At 68.2% G+C, this 21940-nt stretch carries 21 protein-coding genes; 2 read left to right on the top strand and 19 right to left on the bottom strand.

The annotated features are described in order from the left end of the window. Positions 1-6: 6 nt before the first annotated feature. Together NVV99_RS16080 and NVV99_RS16075 are read right to left on the bottom strand one after the other, a co-directional pair. Entirely contained in the window at positions 7-1416 is a 1410-nt protein-coding gene (locus NVV99_RS16080) for a wax ester/triacylglycerol synthase family O-acyltransferase (RefSeq protein ID WP_024101496.1), read from the bottom strand. Further along, positions 1413-1901 carry an HAD-IA family hydrolase gene (locus NVV99_RS16075; protein ID WP_024101497.1) on the bottom strand — a complete coding sequence of 163 codons (489 nt, stop codon included), beginning with the start codon at positions 1899-1901 and terminating at the stop codon, positions 1413-1415. Before NVV99_RS16075 ends, NVV99_RS16080 begins: the two co-directional genes overlap by 4 nt. A 174-nt stretch (positions 1902-2075) precedes the next feature. On the opposite strand from NVV99_RS16075, the gene NVV99_RS16070 reads away from it, so the two are divergent. After that, entirely contained in the window at positions 2076-2627 is a 552-nt protein-coding gene (locus NVV99_RS16070) for an Rv3235 family protein (protein WP_024101498.1), read from the top strand. Between the two features lie 116 nt (positions 2628-2743). Here NVV99_RS16070 and secA read toward each other — a convergent pair whose 3' ends face one another. From secA to NVV99_RS15990, 16 genes are all read right to left on the bottom strand, one after another. Further along, positions 2744-5626, bottom strand: a complete 2883-nt coding sequence (secA, locus tag NVV99_RS16065) for a preprotein translocase subunit SecA (RefSeq protein ID WP_024101499.1) — start codon at positions 5624-5626, stop codon at positions 2744-2746. A 142-nt stretch (positions 5627-5768) separates the two neighbouring features. After that, positions 5769-6437: a ribosome-associated translation inhibitor RaiA gene (gene raiA, locus NVV99_RS16060; RefSeq protein WP_024101500.1), complete on the bottom strand. Its 669-nt coding sequence runs from the start codon at positions 6435-6437 to the stop codon at positions 5769-5771. A 235-nt stretch (positions 6438-6672) separates the two neighbouring features. After that, on the bottom strand, positions 6673-7317 hold the full coding sequence (locus tag NVV99_RS16055) for a ComF family protein (protein ID WP_024101501.1): 645 nt from the start codon (positions 7315-7317) through the stop codon (positions 6673-6675). A gap of 52 nt (positions 7318-7369) precedes the next feature. Next, positions 7370-9154: an MtrAB system accessory lipoprotein LpqB gene (lpqB, locus tag NVV99_RS16050; protein ID WP_019288498.1), complete on the bottom strand. Its 1785-nt coding sequence runs from the start codon at positions 9152-9154 to the stop codon at positions 7370-7372. Beyond that, positions 9151-10800 carry an MtrAB system histidine kinase MtrB gene (gene mtrB / locus NVV99_RS16045; protein WP_019288499.1) on the bottom strand — a complete coding sequence of 550 codons (1650 nt, stop codon included), beginning with the start codon at positions 10798-10800 and terminating at the stop codon, positions 9151-9153. The genes lpqB and mtrB overlap by 4 nt, the downstream gene beginning before the upstream one ends. Before the next feature lie 68 nt (positions 10801-10868). Continuing rightward, the gene (gene mtrA, locus NVV99_RS16040; RefSeq protein WP_174556239.1) at positions 10869-11555 is read right to left on the bottom strand and encodes an MtrAB system response regulator MtrA; all 687 of its coding nucleotides are present in this window, start codon (positions 11553-11555) and stop codon (positions 10869-10871) included. Then, the gene (locus NVV99_RS16035; protein ID WP_024101504.1) at positions 11552-12217 is read right to left on the bottom strand and encodes a dTMP kinase; all 666 of its coding nucleotides are present in this window, start codon (positions 12215-12217) and stop codon (positions 11552-11554) included. Before NVV99_RS16035 ends, mtrA begins: the two co-directional genes overlap by 4 nt. A 56-nt stretch (positions 12218-12273) precedes the next feature. Continuing rightward, positions 12274-13743: an adenosylhomocysteinase gene (ahcY, locus tag NVV99_RS16030; protein WP_006550214.1), complete on the bottom strand. Its 1470-nt coding sequence runs from the start codon at positions 13741-13743 to the stop codon at positions 12274-12276. A 128-nt stretch (positions 13744-13871) separates the two neighbouring features. Beyond that, positions 13872-14477, bottom strand: a complete 606-nt coding sequence (locus NVV99_RS16025) for a TetR/AcrR family transcriptional regulator (RefSeq protein WP_041803410.1) — start codon at positions 14475-14477, stop codon at positions 13872-13874. 69 nt (positions 14478-14546) lie between these two features. Further along, positions 14547-14732, bottom strand: a complete 186-nt coding sequence (locus tag NVV99_RS16020; protein WP_006550212.1) for a rubredoxin — start codon at positions 14730-14732, stop codon at positions 14547-14549. Then, positions 14729-14896, bottom strand: coding sequence for a rubredoxin (locus NVV99_RS16015; protein ID WP_006550211.1), 168 nt, complete (start codon positions 14894-14896; stop codon positions 14729-14731). The genes NVV99_RS16020 and NVV99_RS16015 overlap by 4 nt, the downstream gene beginning before the upstream one ends. A 2-nt stretch (positions 14897-14898) precedes the next feature. Further along, complete coding sequence (locus tag NVV99_RS16010) at positions 14899-16143, bottom strand: alkane 1-monooxygenase (protein ID WP_024101506.1); 1245 nt, start codon at positions 16141-16143, stop codon at positions 14899-14901. A 210-nt stretch (positions 16144-16353) separates the two neighbouring features. Next, on the bottom strand, positions 16354-17631 hold the full coding sequence (gene manA / locus NVV99_RS16005) for a mannose-6-phosphate isomerase, class I (RefSeq protein ID WP_006550209.1): 1278 nt from the start codon (positions 17629-17631) through the stop codon (positions 16354-16356). Continuing rightward, on the bottom strand, positions 17631-18716 hold the full coding sequence (locus NVV99_RS16000; RefSeq protein ID WP_024101507.1) for a hypothetical protein: 1086 nt from the start codon (positions 18714-18716) through the stop codon (positions 17631-17633). Before NVV99_RS16000 ends, manA begins: the two co-directional genes overlap by 1 nt. 147 nt (positions 18717-18863) lie before the next feature. Then, a complete protein-coding gene (locus NVV99_RS15995; protein WP_024101508.1) occupies positions 18864-20234 on the bottom strand; it encodes a phosphomannomutase/phosphoglucomutase in 1371 nt (456 codons plus the stop codon). 76 nt (positions 20235-20310) lie between these two features. Next, positions 20311-20706 (bottom strand): DUF3499 domain-containing protein, encoded by a 396-nt coding sequence (locus NVV99_RS15990; protein ID WP_170318468.1) that lies wholly within the window; start codon positions 20704-20706, stop codon positions 20311-20313. An 87-nt stretch (positions 20707-20793) separates the two neighbouring features. Here NVV99_RS15990 and NVV99_RS15985 point away from each other — a divergent pair, with 87 nt between their 5' ends. Beyond that, the gene (locus tag NVV99_RS15985) at positions 20794-21288 is read left to right on the top strand and encodes a metallopeptidase family protein (RefSeq protein ID WP_024101509.1); all 495 of its coding nucleotides are present in this window, start codon (positions 20794-20796) and stop codon (positions 21286-21288) included. Between the two features lie 123 nt (positions 21289-21411). Here NVV99_RS15985 and NVV99_RS15980 read toward each other — a convergent pair whose 3' ends face one another. Beyond that, on the bottom strand, positions 21412-21678 hold the full coding sequence (locus NVV99_RS15980) for a WhiB family transcriptional regulator (RefSeq protein ID WP_167414258.1): 267 nt from the start codon (positions 21676-21678) through the stop codon (positions 21412-21414). Positions 21679-21940: the final 262 nt, after the last annotated feature.

The raw sequence follows: 21940 nt of genomic DNA, 5'->3' as shown, positions 1-21940 counted from the left end.
CACTTCTCACCTGCCGGCATCCGTCAACTCCTCGAGAGATTCCTGGATCAGCGTCGCTGCCACGTCCACATCGGGCATCGCATCACGATCCGCATTCAAACCGTAGTAGATCTTGCCGTCGTAGGACGTCAACGCGATGCTCAGGGCCTGATTCTTCAGCAGCGGCGAGACCGGGAATATCTCGAGCAGCCGGGCTCCGGTGAGGTAGAGCGGGTGCTGCGGACCGGGCGCATTGGTGATCATGAGGTTGAACATCCGCTGCGAGAAACCCATCGCGACCCGGGCTCCCACCGCGTGCATCGTCGCCGGGGCGAAGCCCGACAAGCGGACCATCGTCTGCGCCGCCACCCGCCGCCGCTGCCGCGAGTAGGCCTCGCCCGCATGCGCGATGTGCGACAACCGGACCACCGCGTTCGGCTCCCCCACCGGCAGATCCAGCAGGAAGGACGACACCTCGCCCTGCGGGTGCACCTGGATCGTGTCGTTGTCGCCGCAGTCGTCCGGAGCCTGGGTGTACACCGACATCGGGACCATCGCCCGCACCACCGTCGCCTCGGTGACCGGCTCCCCGCGGGAGAGCAGCCAGTACCGCAACGCGCCGGCGAGGACCGCGAGCACCACGTCGTTGATCGTGCAGCCGTAGCGGGAGTGGATCTTGCGGTAGGGCTCCAGATCGGAGCGCACCACGGAGAACCGACGGCTCCTCGAGATCTGCGTGTTCAGCGGAGTCTCGGGCGCCGACTGCGCTGCCGTGCGGGCGATCCGGCCGACGGCGTCGACGGTCTCGGTGAGGGTCGCCGTGAGATCGCCCACGGCCGATCGCACGGCGGCGATCCCCTCCCCCGGGCGCGCGACGAGTTCGGCGAGCGCTCCGACGAGCAGAGCGGACTCCGACGGTTCGCGTTCGGGCATCCACAATTCCTCGGGGACCTCACGCGGCACCGGCTCCTTGTCGAAGAGCACCTGGACGATGTCGAGGGCCTCCTCGCCGTCGACGAGCGCCGAATGCGACTTCGTGAACAGCGCCACCCGATCGTTCGCGAGCCCCTCGACGAGATACATCTCCCAGAGCGGTCGCGTGCGGTCGAGCGGTCGCGAGACCAGACGCGCGACGAGGTCGTGCAGCTGTTCGTCGGAGCCGGGTTTCGGCAGCGCGGAGCGCCGCACGTGGTAGGTGATGTCGAAATCGCGGTCGTCGACCCACACGGGTCGCGAGAGCCCGAATGCGACCTCCCGCACCTTCTTCCGGTAACGGGGCACCTCGGGCAGTCGCTGCTCGACCAACCGCAGCACGCTCTCGTAGTCGAGACCGCCCTCGGGGGGTTCGAGGATCGCGAGCGACCCGACGTGCATCGGCGTGTTGCTCGTCTCCAGGTAGTAGTACGACGCGTCCTGCGCCGTCATCCGGCTCGTCATCGACCCCGTTCCCCCTCCTGACCCGAACCTCCCGAACATCGCCACCACGACTCGGCGCCGTCCGTGGCTCCGCTCCCGATCTCCTCGGGATCGAGATCGAAGAGTACGGCCAGTTCGCCCGGCGCGTCGTGTGAACCATCATGGTGTACGCCGACCATCCCCGCAGCGGCGGCGCCTCGCACATTGCCGACCGAATCGTCGACGAATACGCACTCGCCGGGTTCGAGGTCCAGCAGCCGGGCGACCAGCAGGTAGCTCTCGGGGTCGGGTTTGGCGACACGTGCGTCCCCCGAGAGCACCACGCGGTCGACGAACGGGCCCTCGAGATCGCGCAGCCACTGCGCGCCGGGCCCCCCGGGGTCGTTGCTCAACAGAGCGGTCCGCACACCGCGTGCACGCAGGACCGTCACGGCCGCGCCGAAGGTGTCGGGGTCGCTTCCCGGCCCGACCAGGACGCCACCGACGTCGAGTACGAGTCCTCGCATCACGACACCACCGTAGGTCCTGGACGTCCTGCTCGCGCAGCGCATCCCGCGCGCGTCGAACCGGGACCGTCGCCCGGAGATGTGGCATCATGTGCGCGGTTCGTCCTCTCCCGAACCGATCCGCCGTCACGGTGTCACCGTGACGATCCGTTCTCATGCCCTTCGGGAGAGCCCATGTCGCATCACACCGGGCGCTACGTGCGCCGCCTCACCCGCCTCGAACCTCCGGTCGAGGAGAGCTGCCACCGTCCCCGCAGCCACGTCGCCCGTCGGCCCACGCCGCACGACGGACGCTCGGGACGCGCCACGCTCCGCCGCGACGGAACCGGACGTCCGGCCGAGGGCCCGAGCATCGAAGGTCCGGCCACGGGGCCGAGCGACCGACCCGCGATCGTGCTCGATCCGGGTGTCGTGCGGGTCGCGGAGACGGCGGTGCGCCTGGTCCTCGAGGTCGTCGACGGCCGCCGTCCCGCGGTGCAGTCCACCACGGTCCTCGATCCGCGTCTCGTCGCGACGATCACCGCGGGCCGGCCTCCGCGTGCCGGACACAGCACCGCGATACTGCTGCGGACGCGGGTGCGTCCCGTCGACGCCGACACCGTGGAACTGTTCGGCAGCTACGGTCGCGGGGACCGGGTGTTCGCCTTCGCCGGCCGGATGGTGCGCAAGCGTCCCCGTCCTCGTGCTCCGCACCGCTGGACGATCACGACCCTGTGGCTCGGGTGAGCCACAGGGTCGTGGGGTGATCGTGAGTCCTCGACTCAGCGCCTACGTGAGTCTTCGACTCAACGCCTACGTGAGTCTTCGACTCAACGCCTACGTGAGTCTTCGACTCAGCGCGTTCAGCGTCGTCGGTTGGTCTTCGCATCGCGCCGGGCCGCGGCACGACGCTCCTTGCGGGTGCCCGCCTGCCTGGGCGCGGAGCGCGCGTCGGAACCGGCGGTCGTACGCGCGACGTGGGCGCGGCCGTCCTCGTCGGGACCGGTGTAGGTCAGACGCCGCTCGGTCTCGTCGAGACCCTTGGCCCGCAGCGCGGCCGGTGCGGGCTCCGCCTGCGCCGCCGGAGCCGGCTGTGCCTGTTGTGCCGTCGGGGCCGGCTGTGCCTGTTGTGCCGCCGGGGCCGGCTGTGCGGATCGCGCGGGAGCAGCCTTGGCGAGGCTCGGGGCCGCCTGCGCGGCGGCCGCCGCAGAGGCCGGCGTGACCGCCACACCCGCGGACTGCTGCTGTTGCGCGGCCTCGACCTGGAGGTTGAACAGGAATCCGACCGATTCCTCCTTCAGGCCCTCGAGCATCGCGGTGAACATGTCGAAGCCCTCGCGCTGGTACTCGACGAGCGGATCACGCTGCGCCATCGCGCGCAGGCCGATGCCCTCCTTGAGGTAGTCCATCTCGTAGAGGTGCTCGCGCCACTTGCGGTCGAGAACCGACAACAGCACGCGACGCTCGAGTTCGCGCATCGCGTTCTCACCGGCAATGGCCTCGAGTTCGGCCTCGCGACGTGCGTAGGCGGCGCGGGCGTCCTCGAGAAGGACCTCGAGCAGACCGTTGCGGTCGAGGTCCTCGTTCTCGGCGACGAGCGTCTTGTGGTCGACACCCACCGGGTAGAGGGTCTTGAGCGCCGTCCACAGCTGCTCGAGATCCCAGTCCTCGACGTAGCCCTCGGCGGTCGCACCGTCGACGTAGGCGGTGATCACGTCGGTGAGCATGTGCTGCACCTGACCCTCGAGGTCCTCGCCGCGCAGGATCCGGCGACGCTCCTCGTAGATGACGGTGCGCTGCTGGTTCATCACCTCGTCGTACTTGAGGACGTTCTTGCGGATCTCGAAGTTCTGCTGCTCGACCTGCGTCTGCGCGCTCTTGATGGCCTTGGAGACCATCTTCGCCTCGATCGGCACGTCGTCGGGCAGGTTCAGTCGCGTCATGATCGACTCGAGCGCGGCGCCGTTGAAGCGTCGCATCAACTCGTCGCCGAGCGAGAGGTAGAACCGTGACTCGCCCGGATCGCCCTGACGACCGGAACGGCCACGGAGCTGGTTGTCGATACGACGCGACTCGTGCCGTTCGGTGCCGAGCACATACAGGCCACCGGCCGCTCGCACCTTCTCGGCGTCGGCCTTCGACTCGGCCTTGATCCGCTCGAGGGTCTCGTCCCAGGCCGCCTCGTACTCGTCCGGCGTGTTGACCGGGTCGAGGCCGCGCTTGCGCAGCTCGATGTCGGCGAGGATGTCGGGGTTGCCGCCGAGCACGACGTCGGTACCGCGACCGGCCATGTTCGTCGCGACCGTCACCGCGCCGGACCGGCCGGCCTGCGCGATGATCTGCGCTTCCTGCTCGTGGAACTTCGCGTTGAGCACGCTGTGCGGCACACCGCGCTTGGTGAACTGTCGCGACAGGTATTCCGACCGCTCGACGCTCGTCGTACCGATGAGGACCGGCTGGCCCTTCTCGTGACGCTCGACGACGTCGTCGACGACGGCCGCGAACTTCGCTTCCTCGGTCTTGTAGATCAGATCGCCCTGGTCGACGCGCACCATCGGGCGGTTGGTCGGGATCGGGATGACACCCAGGCTGTAGATCTGGTGGAGCTCGGCGGCCTCGGTCTCGGCCGTACCGGTCATGCCCGACAGCTTGTCGTACAGGCGGAAGTAGTTCTGCAGCGTGATCGTGGCGAGCGTCTGGTTCTCGGCCTTGATCTCGACGCCTTCCTTGGCCTCGATCGCCTGGTGCATGCCCTCGTTGTAGCGGCGGCCCGACAGGACGCGGCCGGTGAACTCGTCGACGATGACGACCTCGCCGTTGCGGACGATGTAGTCCTTGTCCTTGGCGTAGAGCTCCTTGGCCTTGATGGCGTTGTTGAGGTAGCTCACCAGCGGCGAGTTGGCCGCCTCGTACAGGTTGTCGATGCCGAGCTGGTCCTCGACGAACTCGACGCCGGCCTCGTGCACACCGACGGTCCGCTTGCGGATGTCGATCTCGTAGTGCACCTCGGGCTTGAGCAGCTTGGCGATGCGCGCGAACTCGGAGTACCACTTGCTCGACGCGTCGGCGGGACCCGAGATGATCAGCGGGGTCCGGGCCTCGTCGATGAGGATCGAATCGACCTCGTCGACGATCGCGAAGTTGTGGCCACGCTGGACGAGGTCGTCGAGCGAGTGCGTCATGTTGTCGCGCAGGTAGTCGAAACCGAACTCGTTGTTGGTGCCGTAGGTGATGTCCGCGGAGTAGGCCGCGCGGCGCTGGGCCGGGGTCATGCCGGACAGGATCACGTCGGTCTCGAGTCCGAGGGAACGGTGCACGCGGCCCATCCACTCGGCGTCGCGCTTGGCGAGGTAGTCGTTCACGGTGACGACGTGGACGCCGTCGCCGGAGATTGCGTTGAGGTAGGCCGGCAGCACGCAGGTGAGGGTCTTGCCCTCACCGGTCTTCATCTCGGAGATGTTGCCGAAGTGCAGCGCCGCGCCACCCATGATCTGGACGAGATAGTGCTTCTGGCCGAGCACACGGTAGGACGCCTCCCGGGCGGTCGCGAAGGCTTCCGGAAGCAGATCGTCGAGCGTCTCGCCGTCCTGGTAGCGGCTCCGGAACTCGTCCGTCTTGGCCCGGAGCTCGGCGTCGGTCAGGGCCTCGAAGTCCGGGGAGAGGGAATCGACATGCTCGGCGATGTGCTTGAGCCGCTTGACCATGCGACCTTCACCGATCCGGAGCAGCTTCGTCAGCGACAGCACTGGTGTGTTCGTCCTCAATCTCGGGTACCTGCACGGACAAGAAATCCGGCCGAGGCCTTGTCGGACCCCGGCCGGATTCCATGGTAGGCGCTGCGCGGGAGTGACCGCGATGGCGAGGTGCCTTCGGTCACTCCCGGCAGTGTCACACGAGCCTGATCAGACCGTAGTCGAAGGCGTGTCGCCGGTAGACCACGGACGGCTTGTCCGTCTCCTTGTCGTGGAACAGGTAGAAGTCGTGACCGACGAGTTCCATCTCGTAGAGGGCGTCGTCGACGGTCATCGGCGCAGCGTTGTGTTCCTTCGTCCGGACGATGCGACCGGGACCGTCCTGAGGCTCCTTCTCGCTGTCGCCGAGCGACAGGTCGGGCGAGATCGCGAGCTCGTCATCCTGGGCGAGGGCCGCGGTGGCTTCCGCCACGGACACGGGCGTCTTCTCACCGTAAGAGACCTTGCGGCGCTCCTTCGTCCGTCGCAGGCGCGATTCGAGCTTGCTGATCACAGACTCGAAGGCAGCGTAGAAGCTGTCGGCACTGGCCTCGGCGCGTACGACAGGTCCCTTTCCGCGGGCAGTGATCTCGACCCGCTGACAACTCTTCCTCTGACGCCTGTTGCGTTCGTGCTGCAACTCGACGTCGAAGATGAAGATCGTCGGATCGAAACGTTCGAGCCGAGCGAGTTTCTCGGAGACGTAGATCCGGAAGTGATCGGGGACCTCGACGTTGCGTCCTTTCACGACAACGTCGGCACGTGGGCCTTCCGTGGCTGCATCGGCCTCTGCAACGGAACCTCTGGACTTCGAAGGGGTCGTCACGCGTACCTCCCGAGTTACGGCCGGCGCAGCCCGCGCGCCGGCATGATGTATGAGCGCGAGAGCGCGCTCACCCGGAATCGGAAGAACAGGCGTTTCCACCCGTCTACCTTGTTGTTTCCGGGTCTGATGGCGACGGTAGTACGTAACGCGGAGGTGTGCCACCGTTCCCGCGCGATTTCCCATCGCGTCGCCTTCCGGTCACTCGGTGAGGTACTTTCCGGGCCCGTCCGCGGGCTCACGCGTGGGCGATCACGAGCACTCCGAGAGGGTCGAATCCGGCGCGTCGGAGTGCCCGCACCGACTCGCGCGCGGTGGTTCCGGTGGTGAGCACGTCGTCGACGACGAGGACCGGGATCGTGCGCGGCAGACCGTCGGCGCGCACCCCGACACGGCCGGCAAGGTTGCGCTGCCTGTCGGCTGCCGAGAGCCCCACCGAATCACGCACCCCGGCCGCCACACTCAGGATCGGATGCACGTGGAGGCGACGGTCGTGGGTCGCGGCGGCCCGGGCGGCACGCGTGACGGGATCGCCTCCGCGTGCCCGCGCCGCACGCGTCCGGGTGGGGGCGGGCGTCACGATCAAGGGACCCTCGGGCAGCTCGCTCCATCGGCGCAGCCGCGCGATCGCGACGGCCCACGCGAGCCCGAGCGGCTCGGCGAGATCCCGGCGGGCACGCTCCTTCGCGACGATCACAGCGCGGCGCCTGGGGCCGGTGTACGGGCCCAGGCTCCACACCGGGGTCCCGGGGTCGACGCGCGGCGCGACGGCCACGAGGTGATCGGAGAGCTCGCGTGCGCACGCCCGGCACCAGCTCGCTCCGGGAGCGGCGCACCCACCGCACCGGGCGGGCAGGACGAGATCGAGAAAGGCGGTGAGCACACCGGGAGTGTGCCCGAAGTCACCGACGCCTGGGCGTCACCGTCGGCACGCTCTAGCCGGGAAGGACCGGGATCGCCGCCATCCCGGCCAGTCCGGGTACCTCCCGCCAGTACCGGTCGCCGGCGGGGTCGCGGTTGTTGAGCTGGAAGACCGTCCGGGAATCCGCGACGAACTCGCTCGCCGTGGACGCCTCGACCGCCACCACCGGGGGCGTGAGATTGCGGCTCGGCAGTGCGTCGATGCGTGAGCCGTCCACCGCGACCTGCACGACGGGCACGTCGGCCGACGCTCGGGAGACGACGATCGTGTCGGCCGTGCTCCAGTCCAAGGCGAGCGCGGGACCGCCGAGGCCGAAGCCGATCTCGCGCGGGTTGGCGAGCGAGTATTCGCCGGTCGTGGTCGGTACGACCGTCGCGACGAAGACCCGTCCGTCGATGATCAGGGCGGCGCGGACACCGTCGCGCGACAGGCGCAGCTCGGTGATGCGGCCCCCGAGGGCACGGATCGCACCCGCTTCGACGCCGACCACGGTGACCCGCCCCGTGCCGGGCTCGCGCACCGCACGCACTACCGCCGTGCCGTTGACGACGGCCCACACCGAGTTGTTGTTCGGTGACCAGGACGGCCGGGTGATCGACTCGCCGTCGACCGCGGGTTCGGCAGCGCCTTCGCTGTAGGCACCGACCATCAGCTGCACGGCCGGCTCCGGTGCCGGTTTCCCGGTGTTCTCGACGGCGGCGACGAGTTCCCCGTCCAGCGACAAGGCGACGGACTGCAGATCGTCGGACATGCCGAAGAAGCTGCGGACCGGTGTCACGCCGGTCTCGGCGACGCTCACCAGCGTCCCGTCGAGCAGCGCGTGCAGGCCCACCGTCACGCTCGATGCGGCAAGGGGGTTCATCGATGCCACGTCGGCGGTGGTCCACCCGTTCGGGAACCGTTCGTCGAGGGGCTGGCCGTCGGCGAGGAGCTGGTACGGGCCGCTGATGTCTGCGTTGGCGAGGGTCCAGATCACCTGCGCGGCGAGCAGTTCGCGATCCTGCCGGCCCATCGAGCCGACCCCCTGGAAGTCGATGCGGATACCGCCGAGTCCGACGCCGACGTCGGTCGTGCGGCCGTCCGCCTTCGTCACCGAGCCGATGACGGTGACGTCCTCGAGGAGATTCTTGACCGCAGGCGCGAGGACCTCTTTCGGCCCTTCGACGAGCAACCCGATCAACTGCGACGCCGTCTGTTCGGGGGTACCCGTGATCCAGCGGGGGTCGGGGACGACGGCGGTGCCGGTCGGGTCGAGGAAGTACAGCGAGCGGCGCTGATAGGTGTTGAGGAAGCGCGGGCGGTCCATGATGACGCCGGCCGGCAACCGGTCGATGCGCCACTCCCCGTCCGTGCGGACCAGGGAGAACCGCGCCTCGAACTCCCCGTCGGCGGGACGGTAGATGCCACCCTCCTCGAGGTAGCCGACGGTGCTGGCCCGCACCACGTAGGTGGCGCTGTCGCCGTCGCGTTCCTCGACGAGGACGTCGACCTTGTCGACGATCGTCGCGCTCGCCGCGTCGTCCCAGGACTCGGACATCGTGGGGGTGAGGAACTGCCGGGCCGCGCGGTGGCGGTTGGTCGGATCCGTGCTCGCCTGCAGGAAGTCGCGCAGGAGCAGGTCGGGTTCGCGACCGGGCACGGGAGCGGCGACCTCGGTGGTCGCGGGGCCGCGTTCAAGGGTTCCGATGGCCTGCGGTGACGACGAATCCGGCAGCGTGGCGCACCCCGACAGCACGAGTCCGGCCACGGTCAGGAGTACGACGAGCACGCCCGCTGCACGCGGAGTCGAGCGGCTCATGTATTGGCTCCTTCGGACGATGTGCTCGCAGGGTCGGTCGGGATCTCTCCCGTCGAAGGCCGCTCCGGGGTGTCGTCACCCGGCGGGGGCTTGCCCTGCACGGCCTTCGCGGCGCTGGGCACGAGAGGCAGGGGGCTGCGACCCACCTTACGTCCGCGTTCGCGCGGGAGGGTGAGCCGGAAGCTGGCACCTCGTCCCGGTTCGCCCCACGCTTCGAGCTTGCCGTTGTGCAGGTTGGCGTCCTCGACGCTGATCGCGAGACCGAGGCCGGTGCCGCCGGAGCGCCGGACCCGCGACGGATCGGAGCGCCAGAACCGGTTGAAGACGAGTTTCTCCTCCCCCGGTCGCAGGCCCACGCCCTGATCGCGCACGACGAAGGCCGCGGCCGCGTCGTCGGCGCGCAACCGCAGCAGGATGGGTTTGCCCTCGCCGTGATCGATCGCGTTGGCGAGCAGGTTGCGCAGGATGCGTTCGACGCGGCGCGGATCGACGTCGGCCTCGACGGACTCGTCCGGAAGGTCGACGATGAGCTCGGTGGCGGTCTCGCGGGCGAGGTGCCGCACGGTCGAGACGGCGGCACGCGCGCACATCCGCAGATCGAGTCGTTCGGAGGCGAGTTCGGCGACACCCGCGTCGTGCCGGCTGATCTCGAGCAGATCGTTGAGGAGGCTCTCGAAGCGGTCGAGTTCGGCGACGAGCAGTTCGGAGGACCGCTTGAGGACGGGGTCGAGCTCGTCGCTGCCGTCGTGGATGAGGTCGGCGGCCATACGGACGGTCGTGAGCGGGGTGCGCAGTTCGTGGCTCACATCGGAGGTGAACCGTTTCTGCAGGTTGCCGTACTCCTCGAGCTGGGTGATCTGCCGCGACAGGCTCTCGGCCATCTCGTTGAACGACATCGCCAGGCGCGCCATGTCGTCCTCACCGCGGACCGGCATGCGTTCCTTGAGCCGTCCGTCGGCGAAGCGCACGGCGATCCGGGAGGCCGACCGGATGGGCAGCACGACCTGCCGCGCGACGATCATCGAGATCGCGGCCAGCAGCACGAGCAGGACCACGGCACCGACGAGCAGGGTGCCGCGGACGAGGGCGAGGGTGCGTTCCTCACCGCCGAGCGGGAAGACGAGATACAGCTCGAGTGTGGAGATGTCGGAGTCGGTGGGGCTGCCCATGATCAGGGCCGGCCCGGTGTAGCCGTCGGGATCGGCGACCGTCGCGAACTGGTACGCGATCTGCCCGTTCTGGACGAAGGCACGCAGGTTCTGCGGGATCTGGTCGGCGGGCCCGCTCGAGGTGGGGGCCCGCGGACCGTCGCCGGGAACGATCAGGACGGGGTCGAAGGTTCCGGCGACGCCGGTGTCCTGTCCCCCGTCGCTGCCACGGCTGGTGAGGATCGCCGCGGCACCGTCGAGGCGGACCGCGAGCGAGCCGGAGTCGTCGGCGCCCGCGAGTTGTCCCTCGACGAGTGCGCGCGAGCGATCCATCTCCTCGGTCGCCGCGTCGATCTTCACTTCGAGCAGTCGGTCGGTGATCTGGCTCGTGAGTACCACTCCGAGCACGAACATGACGATCAGCGACAGCGTGAGGGTCGAGGTCACGACCCGGAGCTGCAGGGATCGTCGCCAGGTGTGCGCGAGTCGGCTGCTCATCGACCGCGACCACCTCACCAGCGGCAGCGTCCTACGCGTGATACGCCGCCGAAGCCGGTAGGTTCGAATCACGGCGGTCCGGCCTTGTAGCCGACCCCCCGCACCGTGAGCACCGCCTCGGGATTCTCGGGATCCTTCTCGACCTTCGCGCGCAGACGCTGGACGTGGACGTTCACGAGCCGGGTGTCGGCGGCGTGCCGGTAACCCCAGACCTGCTCGAGCAGGACCTCACGGGTGAACACCTGGCGCGGCTTGCGTGCGAGCGCCACGAGCAGGTCGAACTCGAGGGGCGTGAGCGAGATCGCCTCGTCGCCGCGGGTGACCTTGTGGGCGGGGACGTCGATGGTGATGTCCCCGATGTTCAGGACCTCCGCCGGTTCCTGCTCGGTGCGACGCAGCCGGGCCCGCACGCGTGCGACGAGCTCCTTCGGCTTGAACGGCTTGACGATGTAGTCGTCGGCGCCCGATTCGAGGCCGAGCACGACGTCGACGGTGTCGGACTTGGCGGTGAGCATCACGATCGGCACACCGGAATCCGCGCGGAGCACACGGCACACGTCGATGCCGTTCATGCCGGGGAGCATGAGATCGAGCAGGACGAGGTCGGGCCGGATCTCGCGCACGGCACCCAGCGCCTGAGTGCCGTCCCCCACCACGAACGGTTCGAATCCCTCGCCGCGCAGCACGATCGTGAGCATCTCGGCCAGCGCGGTGTCGTCGTCGACTACCAGAATCCTCGGCTTCATAGCCTCTATCGTGTCACCCCTCGAGCGTCGTGAAGCAGATTTGAGATGTCAACGGCGAGTTGTCGCGGGGAGGTCTGCGGGCCTGCGACCTCCCACGGAGACATCCACTGCTGCTGCGCGAGCCCGTCGTAGACCGCGCCGGTGCGCTCCTGCAGACCGGCATCGCGCTCGTAGGCGTCGCGATCGCGGTCGACCTCGGTCGCGGCGCGGTTACGGGCACGCTCGGCGGCGAGGGCGACCGGAACGCGGAGCAGCACCTGCAGATCGGGCACCGGAAGCCCGAACCGTTCGAACTCGAGACGGCGGATCCACTCCACCGCCGGGCCGGTCACATCCTGGTTCCGGCGCGCCGCGGTGTACGCGGCGTTGGACGCGACGTACCGGTCGAGCAGCACGATATCGTTGTCGGCGAGCAGCTTCCGCAGCTCGTCGGCAGCATCGCGACGGTCGAGCGCCCACAGCAACGCCATCGCCTCGACGCTCGAGGCGGTGTCGCCGTGCTGCCCGCGCAACGCCTCCGCGCCCAGATCGGCGTGGATCGACTGCCCGTACCGCGGGAAGGCCAGCGTCGCGACCTTCCGTCCGGCCTCGCGCCAGGTCTCGACGAGACCGGCGGACAAGGTCCGCTTGCCGGCCCCATCGAGACCCTCGACGACGATCAGATCACCCATGTGCCCTGTGATTTCCGATCACTCATGCGCTCTGCGTTCCCGTCGCGTTGCCGGGATCAGTAGCGGTAGTGCTCGGGCTTGTACGGGCCCTCGACGTCGACGCCGATGTACTCGGCCTGCTCCTTGGTCAGCTTCGTGATCTGTCCGCCGAGCGCCTCGACGTGGATCTTCGCGACCTTCTCGTCGAGGTGCTTGGGCAGGCGGTAGACCTCGTTGTCGTACTGGTCGGGCTTGGTCCACAGCTCGATCTGGGCGATCACCTGGTTGGCGAACGAGTTGCTCATCACGAAGGAGGGGTGGCCCGTGGCGTTGCCCAGGTTGAGCAGGCGGCCCTCCGACAGGACGATGATCGAATGGCCGTCGGCGAAGGTGAACTCGTCGACCTGCGGCTTGATGTTGATCCGCGTGACGTCGGCGGCCCGCTCGAGGCCGGCCATGTCGATCTCGTTGTCGAAGTGGCCGATGTTGCCGAGGATGGCCTGGTGCTTCATCGCCTTCATGTGCTCGAAGGTGATGATGTCCTTGTTGCCCGTGGCGGTGATGACGATGTCGGCCTGGCCGATGAAGTCCTCGACCGTCACGACGTCGTAGCCGTCCATCATGGCCTGCAGGGCGTTGATCGGGTCGACCTCGGTGACCGAGACGCGTGCGCCCTGGCCGCGCAGGGCCTCGGCGCAGCCCTTGCCGACGTCGCCGTAACCGCACACGAGCGCGGCCTTGCCGCCGATGAGGACGTCGGTGCCGCGGTTGATGCCGTCGAGCAGCGAGTGCCGGGTGCCGTACTTGTTGTCGAACTTGCTCTTGGTGACCGAGTCGTTGACGTTGATCGCGGGGAACGCGAGCTCGCCGGCCGCGGAGAGCTGGTACAGGCGCAGGACGCCCGTGGTGGTCTCCTCCGTGACGCCCTTGACGGACTCGGCGACGGTGGTCCACTTCTTCGAGTCGGCCGCGAGCGAGCGGCGCAGCAGCTCGAGGAAGACCTTGTACTCTGCGGAGTCCTGCTCTTCGTCGCTCGGCGGGACGACGCCGGCCTTCTCGAACTGGGCGCCCTTGAGCACGAGCATCGTGGCGTCGCCGCCGTCGTCGAGGATCATGTTGGCGGGTTCGCCGGGCCAGGTGAGCATCTGCTCGGCCGCCCACCAGTACTCTTCGAGGGTCTCGCCCTTCCAGGCGAACACCGGGACGCCCTTGGGCTCCTCGGGGGTGCCGTGCGGGCCGACGACGACGGCCGCGGCGGCGTGGTCCTGGGTGGAGAAGATGTTGCATGACGCCCAGCGCACCTGCGCGCCGAGGGAGACGAGCGTTTCGATGAGCACAGCGGTCTGGACCGTCATGTGCAGCGAGCCGGAGATCCGTGCGCCCTTCAGCGGCTGCACCTCCGCGTACTCGCGACGCAGCGCCATCAGGCCCGGCATCTCGTGTTCGGCGAGCCGGATCTCCTTGCGCCCGAACTCGGCGAGGGACAGATCGGCGACCTTGAAATCGAGACCGTTGACCCGGTCGGCTACGAGCGTGGTGTCAGACACGTGCAGATGCCTCTTCCTGTCGGCAGACGATGTTGGTTCCAGGCTATACAACCTGCGCAAGAAGAGGCCCGGCAGATCGTCCCCCGACGGGATCCGTCCGCCGCACCTTCCGGTACGACGCCCGGACGTCAACCGCGTATGGCGGCCCGTTCGACGAACGGCACGAGCAGATCGGCGAGGTCGGCGGCGACATCACGCCCCGAGGCCGGGGGCATCGAGACGAAGCTCAGCGCGACCCGCACGACAGCGCGCGCGAGGATCCCCGCGTCGGATTCGGACGCCGCGATCCAGCTGTGGTGGAAGGTCTCCGTGAGGCGACCCGCGCCCCGCTCGAGGATGGGGGCGGCGTCGGTGGTGATCAACCGCAGCAGGTCGGGTTTGGCCTCCCCGCTCAGCAGCGACTTCACCAGGGGGTCGGCGGCGGACGCCTCGAAGAAGAAGGTGAATCCGTCCACGAGCGCGGCCCGCGCGTCGCCGACGTGGGCGTACACCGAATCGGCCACCGCATCGACGAACTCGTCGACCAGACGCAGCGCATATCCCTGGGCGAGCCCCTGCCGGGAGGAGAACTCCTTGTACAGGGTCTGCCGGCTGATACCGGCGGCTCGGGCGACGTCGCTCATGGTGACGGCCGACCAGTCGCGTTCGTGTAGCAGCTCGCGCATGGCGTCGAGGATCGTCGAGCGCAGCAGCACCCGACTTGCCTCGTGGAAGGGAACCCGCGCGTTCGGCATGGTGGGAACGCTCTCACGCACGGATGTGCTCGTCAAAGCAAGACGGGTAGTGATCCCCCGTGCAGCGGTTCACCGGCGGACGATCTCGACCATCTCGAAGTCGGCCTTGGCGGCGCCGCAGTCCGGGCACGACCAGTCGTCGGGGATGTCCTCCCACCGGGTGCCGGGTCCGATGCCCTCGTCGGGCCACCCTTCGGCCTCGTCGTATTCGAATCCGCAGACGAGACAACGGAACAGACGGTAGTCGGCACTCACTGGGTGTACTCCTCGAAATCGGTCTTCTCCCGGACTCCGCAGTCGGGACACGGCCAGTCGTCGGGCACGTCGGACCACGGGGTGCCGGCCGGAAAGCCCTCACGGGGAACGCCGGCGGTCTCGTCGTACACGAACTCACAGACGGGACAGCGGTAGGACGCCACGATCACTCCCCTTCCGCAGTAGTGGGATCCGATGCTCCGTAGCGGGCCAGGATCTTCTCGCGTCGACGCGGTTCGATGTTGACGCGGGTGATGTCGCCGTCGTAGTGGTCGAGCACGCGGTGGTCCATGACCTTGCGCCACAGCGGCGGGATGTAGGCGAGGGTGATCATCGTCGCGTAACCCGCGGGCAGTTGCGGTGAGATCTCCATGCTGCGCAGGGTCTGGTAGCGCCGCGTGGGGTTGGCGTGATGGTCGCTGTGCCGCTGCAGGTGGTACAGGAAGATGTTCGTCACCAGGTGGTCACTGTTCCAGCTGTGCGCGGGCGAGCAGCGCTCGTAGCGCCCCTTCGCGGTCTTCTGCCGCAGCAGACCGTAGTGCTCGAGATAGTTCACGGCCTCGAGCAACGAGAACCCGAACACCGCCTGGATCACGAGGTACGGCGCGATCGACAGACCGAAGACACCGAGGAGCACCGCGTACAGCGCGACGGAGATCGCCCACGCGTTGAGGACGTCGTTGTGCACGCTCCACACCGGCTTGTCGAGCCGTTCGAGGCGGGCCCGTTCGAGGCGCCACGCCGACCGCAGGCTGCCGACGACGCTGCGGGGCAGGAATCGCCAGAAGCTCTCCCCGAACCGGGCAGAGGCCGGATCCTCCGGGGTGGCGACCCGCACGTGGTGGCCGCGATTGTGCTCGATGTAGAAGTGCCCGTAGAACGACGGGGCGAGCGCCCACTTCGACAGTCGCCGTTCGAATTCGATCTTCTTGTGGCCGAGTTCGTGTGCCGTGTTGATACCGATGCCCGCGACCACCCCGACCGAGATCGCGAGTCCGATCTTCGACATCACGCCGAGCCCGCCGTCGATGCCGAGCCAGGACAGGTCGCCGGCCGACCAGAGGTAGCAGGCGAAGACCAGCGAGGCGAACTGGAAGGGCAAGTAGAGGTAGGTGCAGTAGCGGTAGAAGCGGTCGTTCTCGAGTTGCTCGAACAACTCGTCGGGTGGGTTCTCGCCGTCGGGGCCGACGAACAGGTCGAGCAGCGGGACGAGTACGTAGACCAGCAGGGGGCCTATCCACCACAGGACCGGGGTGACGCTCTGCAGACCGAGTTCGTTACCGCCCCACACCAGGGCGGCGGCGACGAACAGCGCCGTCGGGGGCACCAGCCCCAGAAGCCACAGATGGCGTTTCCGGTCGCGCCACTGAAGGTCGGGTCGATCCACCGAATCCGCGGATGCCGTACTCATGTCGGGTCTCCTTCATCACCGTTGATGGCGCCGGGCACGCCACCGCACGGTGACGCACACCACTCATATCTTGACTCTAGGCCACTGTTCGTCCTAGGTCTAGACATATAGGCGATTTTGTAAATCTCACGAAGGTGCATCCGGAAACGACGAAGGCGAGCCCGTGCGGGCTCGCCTTCGGTTCGATTCCGTCCCTACCGGGACTCCGCTTCAGGACTCGTCGGTCGCCGATCCCGGTATCTCCCCGAGCCGGGCCCGGAAGACCTGGGTGTCCGCGGCACAACCGTGGACGGTCGGATTCCGGTCGCACGCCGACAACCACGCCGAGTCGCCGGGCCTCAGCGTCACCGACTCGCCGTCGCACTCGACGCGGGCATCGCCTGCGGTGCACAGCAGGATCTGTGGTCCGTCGGCACCGACCCCGAGGGCGTCGCCCGCGCCGAGATCGATGCGGGACAACGCGAACTCCGGTGCCGGGGTGCGGTAGCGGCGTTCGATCGGACTCTGCCCCGACCCGGTCTCCGCCGAGGCCTCCGGCACGGCTTCGAGAATCGGCACCGAGGCCGCACCGAAGTCGAGCACCCGCAGCAGTTCGGGCACGTCCACGTGCTTCGGGGTGAGACCACCGCGCAGCACGTTGTCGGAGTTCGCCATGACCTCGACACCCATGCCGTGCAGGTAGGCGTGCAGATTTCCCGCGTCGAGGTACAGGCCCTCGCCCGGCTGCAGGGTGATGCGGTTGAGCAGCAGCGAGGCGAGCACTCCGGCGTCGCCGGGATAGAAGTCCGCCAGCTGCAGGGCCGTGCGTACCTCCGGAACGAAATCGCGTTCGCCGTCCCGTCCGGCCGCGAGATAGGTGACGCAACCGTCGAGCACACGCGGCAGCAACGCTGCGAGAGCGGGCGGGGGCAACGTGATCCAGGTGGTGAACAGCGCCCGCAGACCGCTCGAATCGGGTTGGCCCGCGAGCAGTCCCACATAGGGGTCGAGTTCCGGCACGGCCAGCGCCTCGAACAGCTCCACGGTCCGTTTCGGGTCACGGAAGCCGGCCAGGGCCTCGAACCGGGTCAGCGCCACCACGAGTTCGGGCTTGTGGCTGGCGTCCTTGTAGTTGCGGACGGGCGAGTCGATCGGGATGCCGAGTGCTTCCTCACGAGCGAAGCCCTCGGCCGCCTGGCCGGCGCTGGGATGCGCCTGCAGCGACAGCGGCTCCTCCGCCGCCAGTAGCTTGAGCAGGAAGGGCAGGCGGGGACCGAACGCCCCCACCGTGCGATCACCGAGGTGTCGCTGCGGATCGGCCGACAACACGTCGAGCAGCGAGTGCTCGTCGCCGTCCGGATCCACCAGCCTGGCGGGATCGGCCGGGTGCGCACCGAGCCACAACTCGGCCTCGGGATGATGGGACGGCACATTGCGGCCACGCAGGGTGGCGATCGCGGTCCGCGATCCCCAGGCGTACGAGCGCACCGCACCTTCGAGTCGGTGCACTATCTCCCCCCTGCCAATCCGAGATATGCGGCCGCCATCTCTGTGCGGACGGTCAACACTGCCACCTGTTCCAGCACGGTCGGAACCGTGCTCGATTCGAATTCCCCGATCACGGACATCAATTCCACATCCGGAAGTGCCGCCGTCCTGCGCTGCGCCGCCGAGCGGTCGGGGTCGGTGCTGAGCACGAACACCCGTGCCGGTGCGATCGGCGCCGGTCCGTCCAGCTCCTCGTCGTGGAAGAACGGGTCGTAGTTCTCACCGCTCGCGGTGACCACATTCGTAAGCCGGTCGCGCGCGACCAGCACGTCGCTCAGTGCCGCAGCGCCGGCGACCACACCCGCCTCCTGGAGCAGGGCCTCCGACGCGTGCCGTGCGAGCACCGTCGTCGCGGCGGAGTCTCCCGCGAACGCCACGCGACGCGACTGCATGCGCACCGCGAGCGACTTTGCGGGATTGTGGAAGACCTCGTTCGCCGGATGATTGCGCGCCGCTTCCTCGTCGGCCGTGTCGGCGACCTCGGCGAGCGGCGGGACACCGGTGATCCGGACGGCGCGCTGCAACACGCCGAGCACCGCACAGAACACCGCGACGTGCCGGGCGAGCACGTACCGGGTCTGGACCCGGACGCGCGGCGGCAACAACATCGCGCGACCGGCCGAGACCGCCCGCACCGGACCTTCGTCGGGGGCGTCGACGACGACCTCAGCGCTGCGACGCAGTCCGGCGTCGATGCTGCGCGCCAGCTCTGGATCGCCGGCGTCGTTTCCCGAGACCACCACGACATCGAGCGCGCCGACCCACGGCGGTGTGGCCGGCGCGGAGATCAGCGGTACACCGGCCTGCCCACCGAACATCGCGACGACCAGTTCCGCTGCCGAGCGGGCGCGGGCGTCGGTGCCGACGAAGACCACACTGCGGGGGTGCATGTCGGTGAGCCGGCCGAGCAGACCTTCGTCGACCGCCGCGGCGACCGCGCGGATCTGGGCGCCGCCGAGGGCCGCGCTCCTGAGGATGCCGTCGACATCGGCGGCGAGAACACCGCCCGCATCGTCGAAGTCGAACAGCGGTGAGGGTGCCGTCACGACCGCATCACCTTCCTTCCGCCGCCGCGACCTCGGCGGGCCGGCTGACAGGGCCCGGTGGGGCCACCGACCCGAGATCGGTGCTCCGCCGAACCGACACCGGCACGACCTGTCCCGGCACTTCGATTATTCCCGTTGTCCCTCCGCCTACGCACGAACGACGGAAAGGATCTCCTTCACCAATGCCTCGACCTCACCGTCCGTGCGGGCCTCCACGTTGAGCCGCAGCAACGGCTCGGTGTTGGACGCGCGCAGGTTGAACCATGCGTTGTCGGGCAGGTCGACGGTGACACCGTCGAGCCGGTCGATCGATACCGCGCGGTCCTCGAACGCCGCGACGACGGCCTCGGTGCGCTCGGCAGCATCGGCGACCGTCGAGTTGATCTCGCCCGACGCCGCGTACCGGTTGTAGGAGCTCATCAGCTCGGAGAGCGGACCGTCCTGCGAGGCGAGTGCGGCGAGGACGTGCAGCGCCGCGAGCATGCCGGAGTCGGCACCCCAGAAGTCGCGGAAGTAGTAGTGCGCCGAGTGTTCCCCGCCGAAGACGGCACCGGTCTCGGCCATCTGCTGCTTGATGAACGAATGCCCGACCCGGGTGCGCACCGGCTTGCCGCCCTGCTCGGCGACGAGTTCGGGCACCACGCGCGAGGTGATGAGGTTGTGGATGATCGTCGAGCCGGGTTCCTTGGCGAGTTCGCGGGCGGCGACGAGCGCCGTGACCGCGGACGGGGTGACCGGCTCGCCGCGCTCGTCGACGACGAAGCAGCGGTCGGCGTCGCCGTCGAAGGCCAGGCCCACGTCGGCACCGGACTCGACGACCAGACGCTGGAGGTCGACGAGGTTGGCGGGGTCGAGGGGGTTGGCCTCGTGGTTCGGGAAGGTGCCGTCGAGTTCGAAGTACAGCGGCACGAGATCGACGGGCAGGGCACCGAAGACGGCGGGGACGGTGTGGCCTCCCATGCCGTTGCCGGCGTCGACCGCCACCTTCAGCGGACGCATCTCCGCGAGATCGACCAGGCCGCGGACGAACGAGGCGTAGTCCTCGAGGACGTCCTGCTCGGTGATGCTGCCGCGCTCGCCGTCGTAGGCGGGCACCCCCTCGACGAGGTCGGCGGAGATCTGCGCCAGACCGGTGTCCTGACCGACGGGCTTGGCACCGGCACGGCAGAGCTTGATGCCGTTGTACTTCGCGGGATTGTGGCTGGCCGTGAACATCGCGCCGGGTGCGTCGAGCAGGCCCGACGCGAAGTAGAGCTGGTCGGTGGATGCGAGGCCGATCAGCACCACGTCGAGTCCCTGGGCGGTGACCCCGTCGGCGAAGGCCTGCGAGAGCGAGGGGGACGAGGCGCGCATGTCGTGCCCGATCACCACACGGTCCGCGCTGCCCTCACTGCGCAACAGGCGTGCGAACGACGCTCCGACCTCGCGGACGAACTCTTCGTCGATCTGCTCTCCGACGACACCCCGTACGTCGTAGGCCTTGATGACTGCTGACACCGACTCGGCAGCTCTCGCCACTGTATTAGCTCCTGAACTCGACTCGTGCGATACCGTCCTCCGCGCCATCGCACTCGCTCAGCCTAGTGCGAACGGCTCAGGACGTGGGATCGGGAAGAACACGCAGGTGACCGCGTCGGCCGGTGCGTGCGGTGGGAGGCACGACGGCCCGTTGGGGTTGCTCGGCGTCGTCGTCGCTCGCGTCGGAACGGGAACGCTCCCCCAGGCCGGCCTCGCGTACGGCCTCGGCGAGGGCGGTCAGATCGTCCTCGTCGGGGGTGGCCGACGAGAACGCTCCCTCGTATCGGACGAGTTCCCAGCCCTTGGGTGCCGTGATGCGCGAACCGTGCATCTCGCAGAGATCCCACGAGTGCGGTTCCGCGACGGTCGCCAGGGGACCGACAACGGCAGTGGAGTCCGAGTACACGTAGGTCAGCGTCGCAACAGCAGGGTTCTTGCACCCAGGCCGGCAGCATCGACGCAGTGTTCTCACGACTGGGAGCGTAGCGCGCCGGACGCGCCAGGACTATTCGGACACACCGAAAGGGTGGAGCGATTTTCGTGTCGTAGTGTCCATGGCATGGTCCGCGCACGACGTTCCCGCCCTGTGTCGTCCCGTGCCGTGGCACGCCGCGGCAGGGGAATCCGCGGTCCCCTGTTCCCGCAGAGCCTGCCGGCGTGGAAGACACGCGCAGAGAAATTCGACCTGCTCGTATTGGGGGCGTTCGCGCCGATCGACGCGCGCTGGCACGACCGCCTCACCAAGCTCGACATTGCCGTCGACGAGGTCCCGAAGATCCGGGCACGCGACCCCGACTCGGTCAACTGGCCGGACGAGGTGGTTGCCGACGGGCCGGTGCCGCTGTCCCGGCTCGTGCCGGCGGGGATCGATCGACGAGGCGCTGCCACCCGGGCGCGGATCGTGTTGTTCCGCCGACCTCTCGAGGTGCGCGCGAAGGATCCGGACGATCTGACGGATCTGGTGCACGACGTCCTCGTGCACCAGGTGGCCACCTATCTCGGCGTCGAACCGGAAGTGGTGGATCCGACACTCGACGAGGACGACGAGGGCTGAGAAACGTTCCGGATACATGACGAAGGCCGGGTTGCTCGTCCCCCACGGCCGCAACCCGGCCTTCGTCATCCGATTCGGTGTTTCACTCGGTCCCGCACTCCCCGTACCGGGCCGAACTCCTCGTCAGACTATTCCGCGCTTGAGGCGACGGCGTTCCCTCTCGGAGAGCCCGCCCCAGATACCGAACCGCTCGTCGTGAGCGAGAGCGTATTCGAGACATTCGTCCCGGACCTCACACCCCATGCAGATGCGCTTGGCCTCTCTGGTGGAGCCACCCTTCTCGGGGAAGAATGCCTCCGGATCGGTCTGCGCACAGAGCGCACGCTCCTGCCACTGCTCCTCGCCGTCCGCTGGGTCACCGAATCCCGAGATCAAACTCAGGACGGGCACCCCGACGTCCGGGTAGTCACAGACAGCCTCGACTGCAGTATCGCTTCGAGTGAGCTCGAAGCTGTCGCGCTCGCCGGCCATTGTTCCTCCTCACCTGCAGCGCCGAATCATGACCGGGGATCAACCCGCTGCCATCCTTCGAATACTCGTTCGAATGCGGGTTCACCGCAAGGGATCTCGAATTCGATTATCGAATGACATGTATGTGATTAGACACTTCGGGTGTGTCGCGGTCAAGCGGAGCGGCGTTGTTCACATATCA

Origin of the sequence: Rhodococcus sp. PAE-6, assembly GCF_025290685.1 — a bacterium.
In the GTDB taxonomy this organism is placed as follows: Bacteria; Actinomycetota; Actinomycetes; order Mycobacteriales; family Mycobacteriaceae; genus Rhodococcus; species Rhodococcus pyridinivorans.
The sequence above is the reverse complement of the archived record's forward strand: the minus strand, read 5'-3'. Positions and strand labels throughout refer to the sequence as shown.

Coding starts and splice junctions, on each gene's coding strand:
- NVV99_RS16080 (WP_024101496.1), bottom strand. CDS start 1,416: ATGACGAGCCGGATGACGGCGCAGGACGCGTCGTACTACTACCTGGAG.
- NVV99_RS16075 (WP_024101497.1), bottom strand. CDS start 1,901: ATGCGAGGACTCGTACTCGACGTCGGTGGCGTCCTGGTCGGGCCGGGA.
- NVV99_RS16070 (WP_024101498.1), top strand. CDS start 2,076: ATGTCGCATCACACCGGGCGCTACGTGCGCCGCCTCACCCGCCTCGAA.
- lpqB (WP_019288498.1), bottom strand. CDS start 9,154: ATGAGCCGCTCGACTCCGCGTGCAGCGGGCGTGCTCGTCGTACTCCTG.
- mtrB (WP_019288499.1), bottom strand. CDS start 10,800: ATGAGCAGCCGACTCGCGCACACCTGGCGACGATCCCTGCAGCTCCGG.
- NVV99_RS16035 (WP_024101504.1), bottom strand. CDS start 12,217: ATGGGTGATCTGATCGTCGTCGAGGGTCTCGATGGGGCCGGCAAGCGG.
- NVV99_RS16025 (WP_041803410.1), bottom strand. CDS start 14,477: ATGCCGAACGCGCGGGTTCCCTTCCACGAGGCAAGTCGGGTGCTGCTG.
- NVV99_RS16010 (WP_024101506.1), bottom strand. CDS start 16,143: ATGAGTACGGCATCCGCGGATTCGGTGGATCGACCCGACCTTCAGTGG.
- NVV99_RS15985 (WP_024101509.1), top strand. CDS start 20,794: ATGGTCCGCGCACGACGTTCCCGCCCTGTGTCGTCCCGTGCCGTGGCA.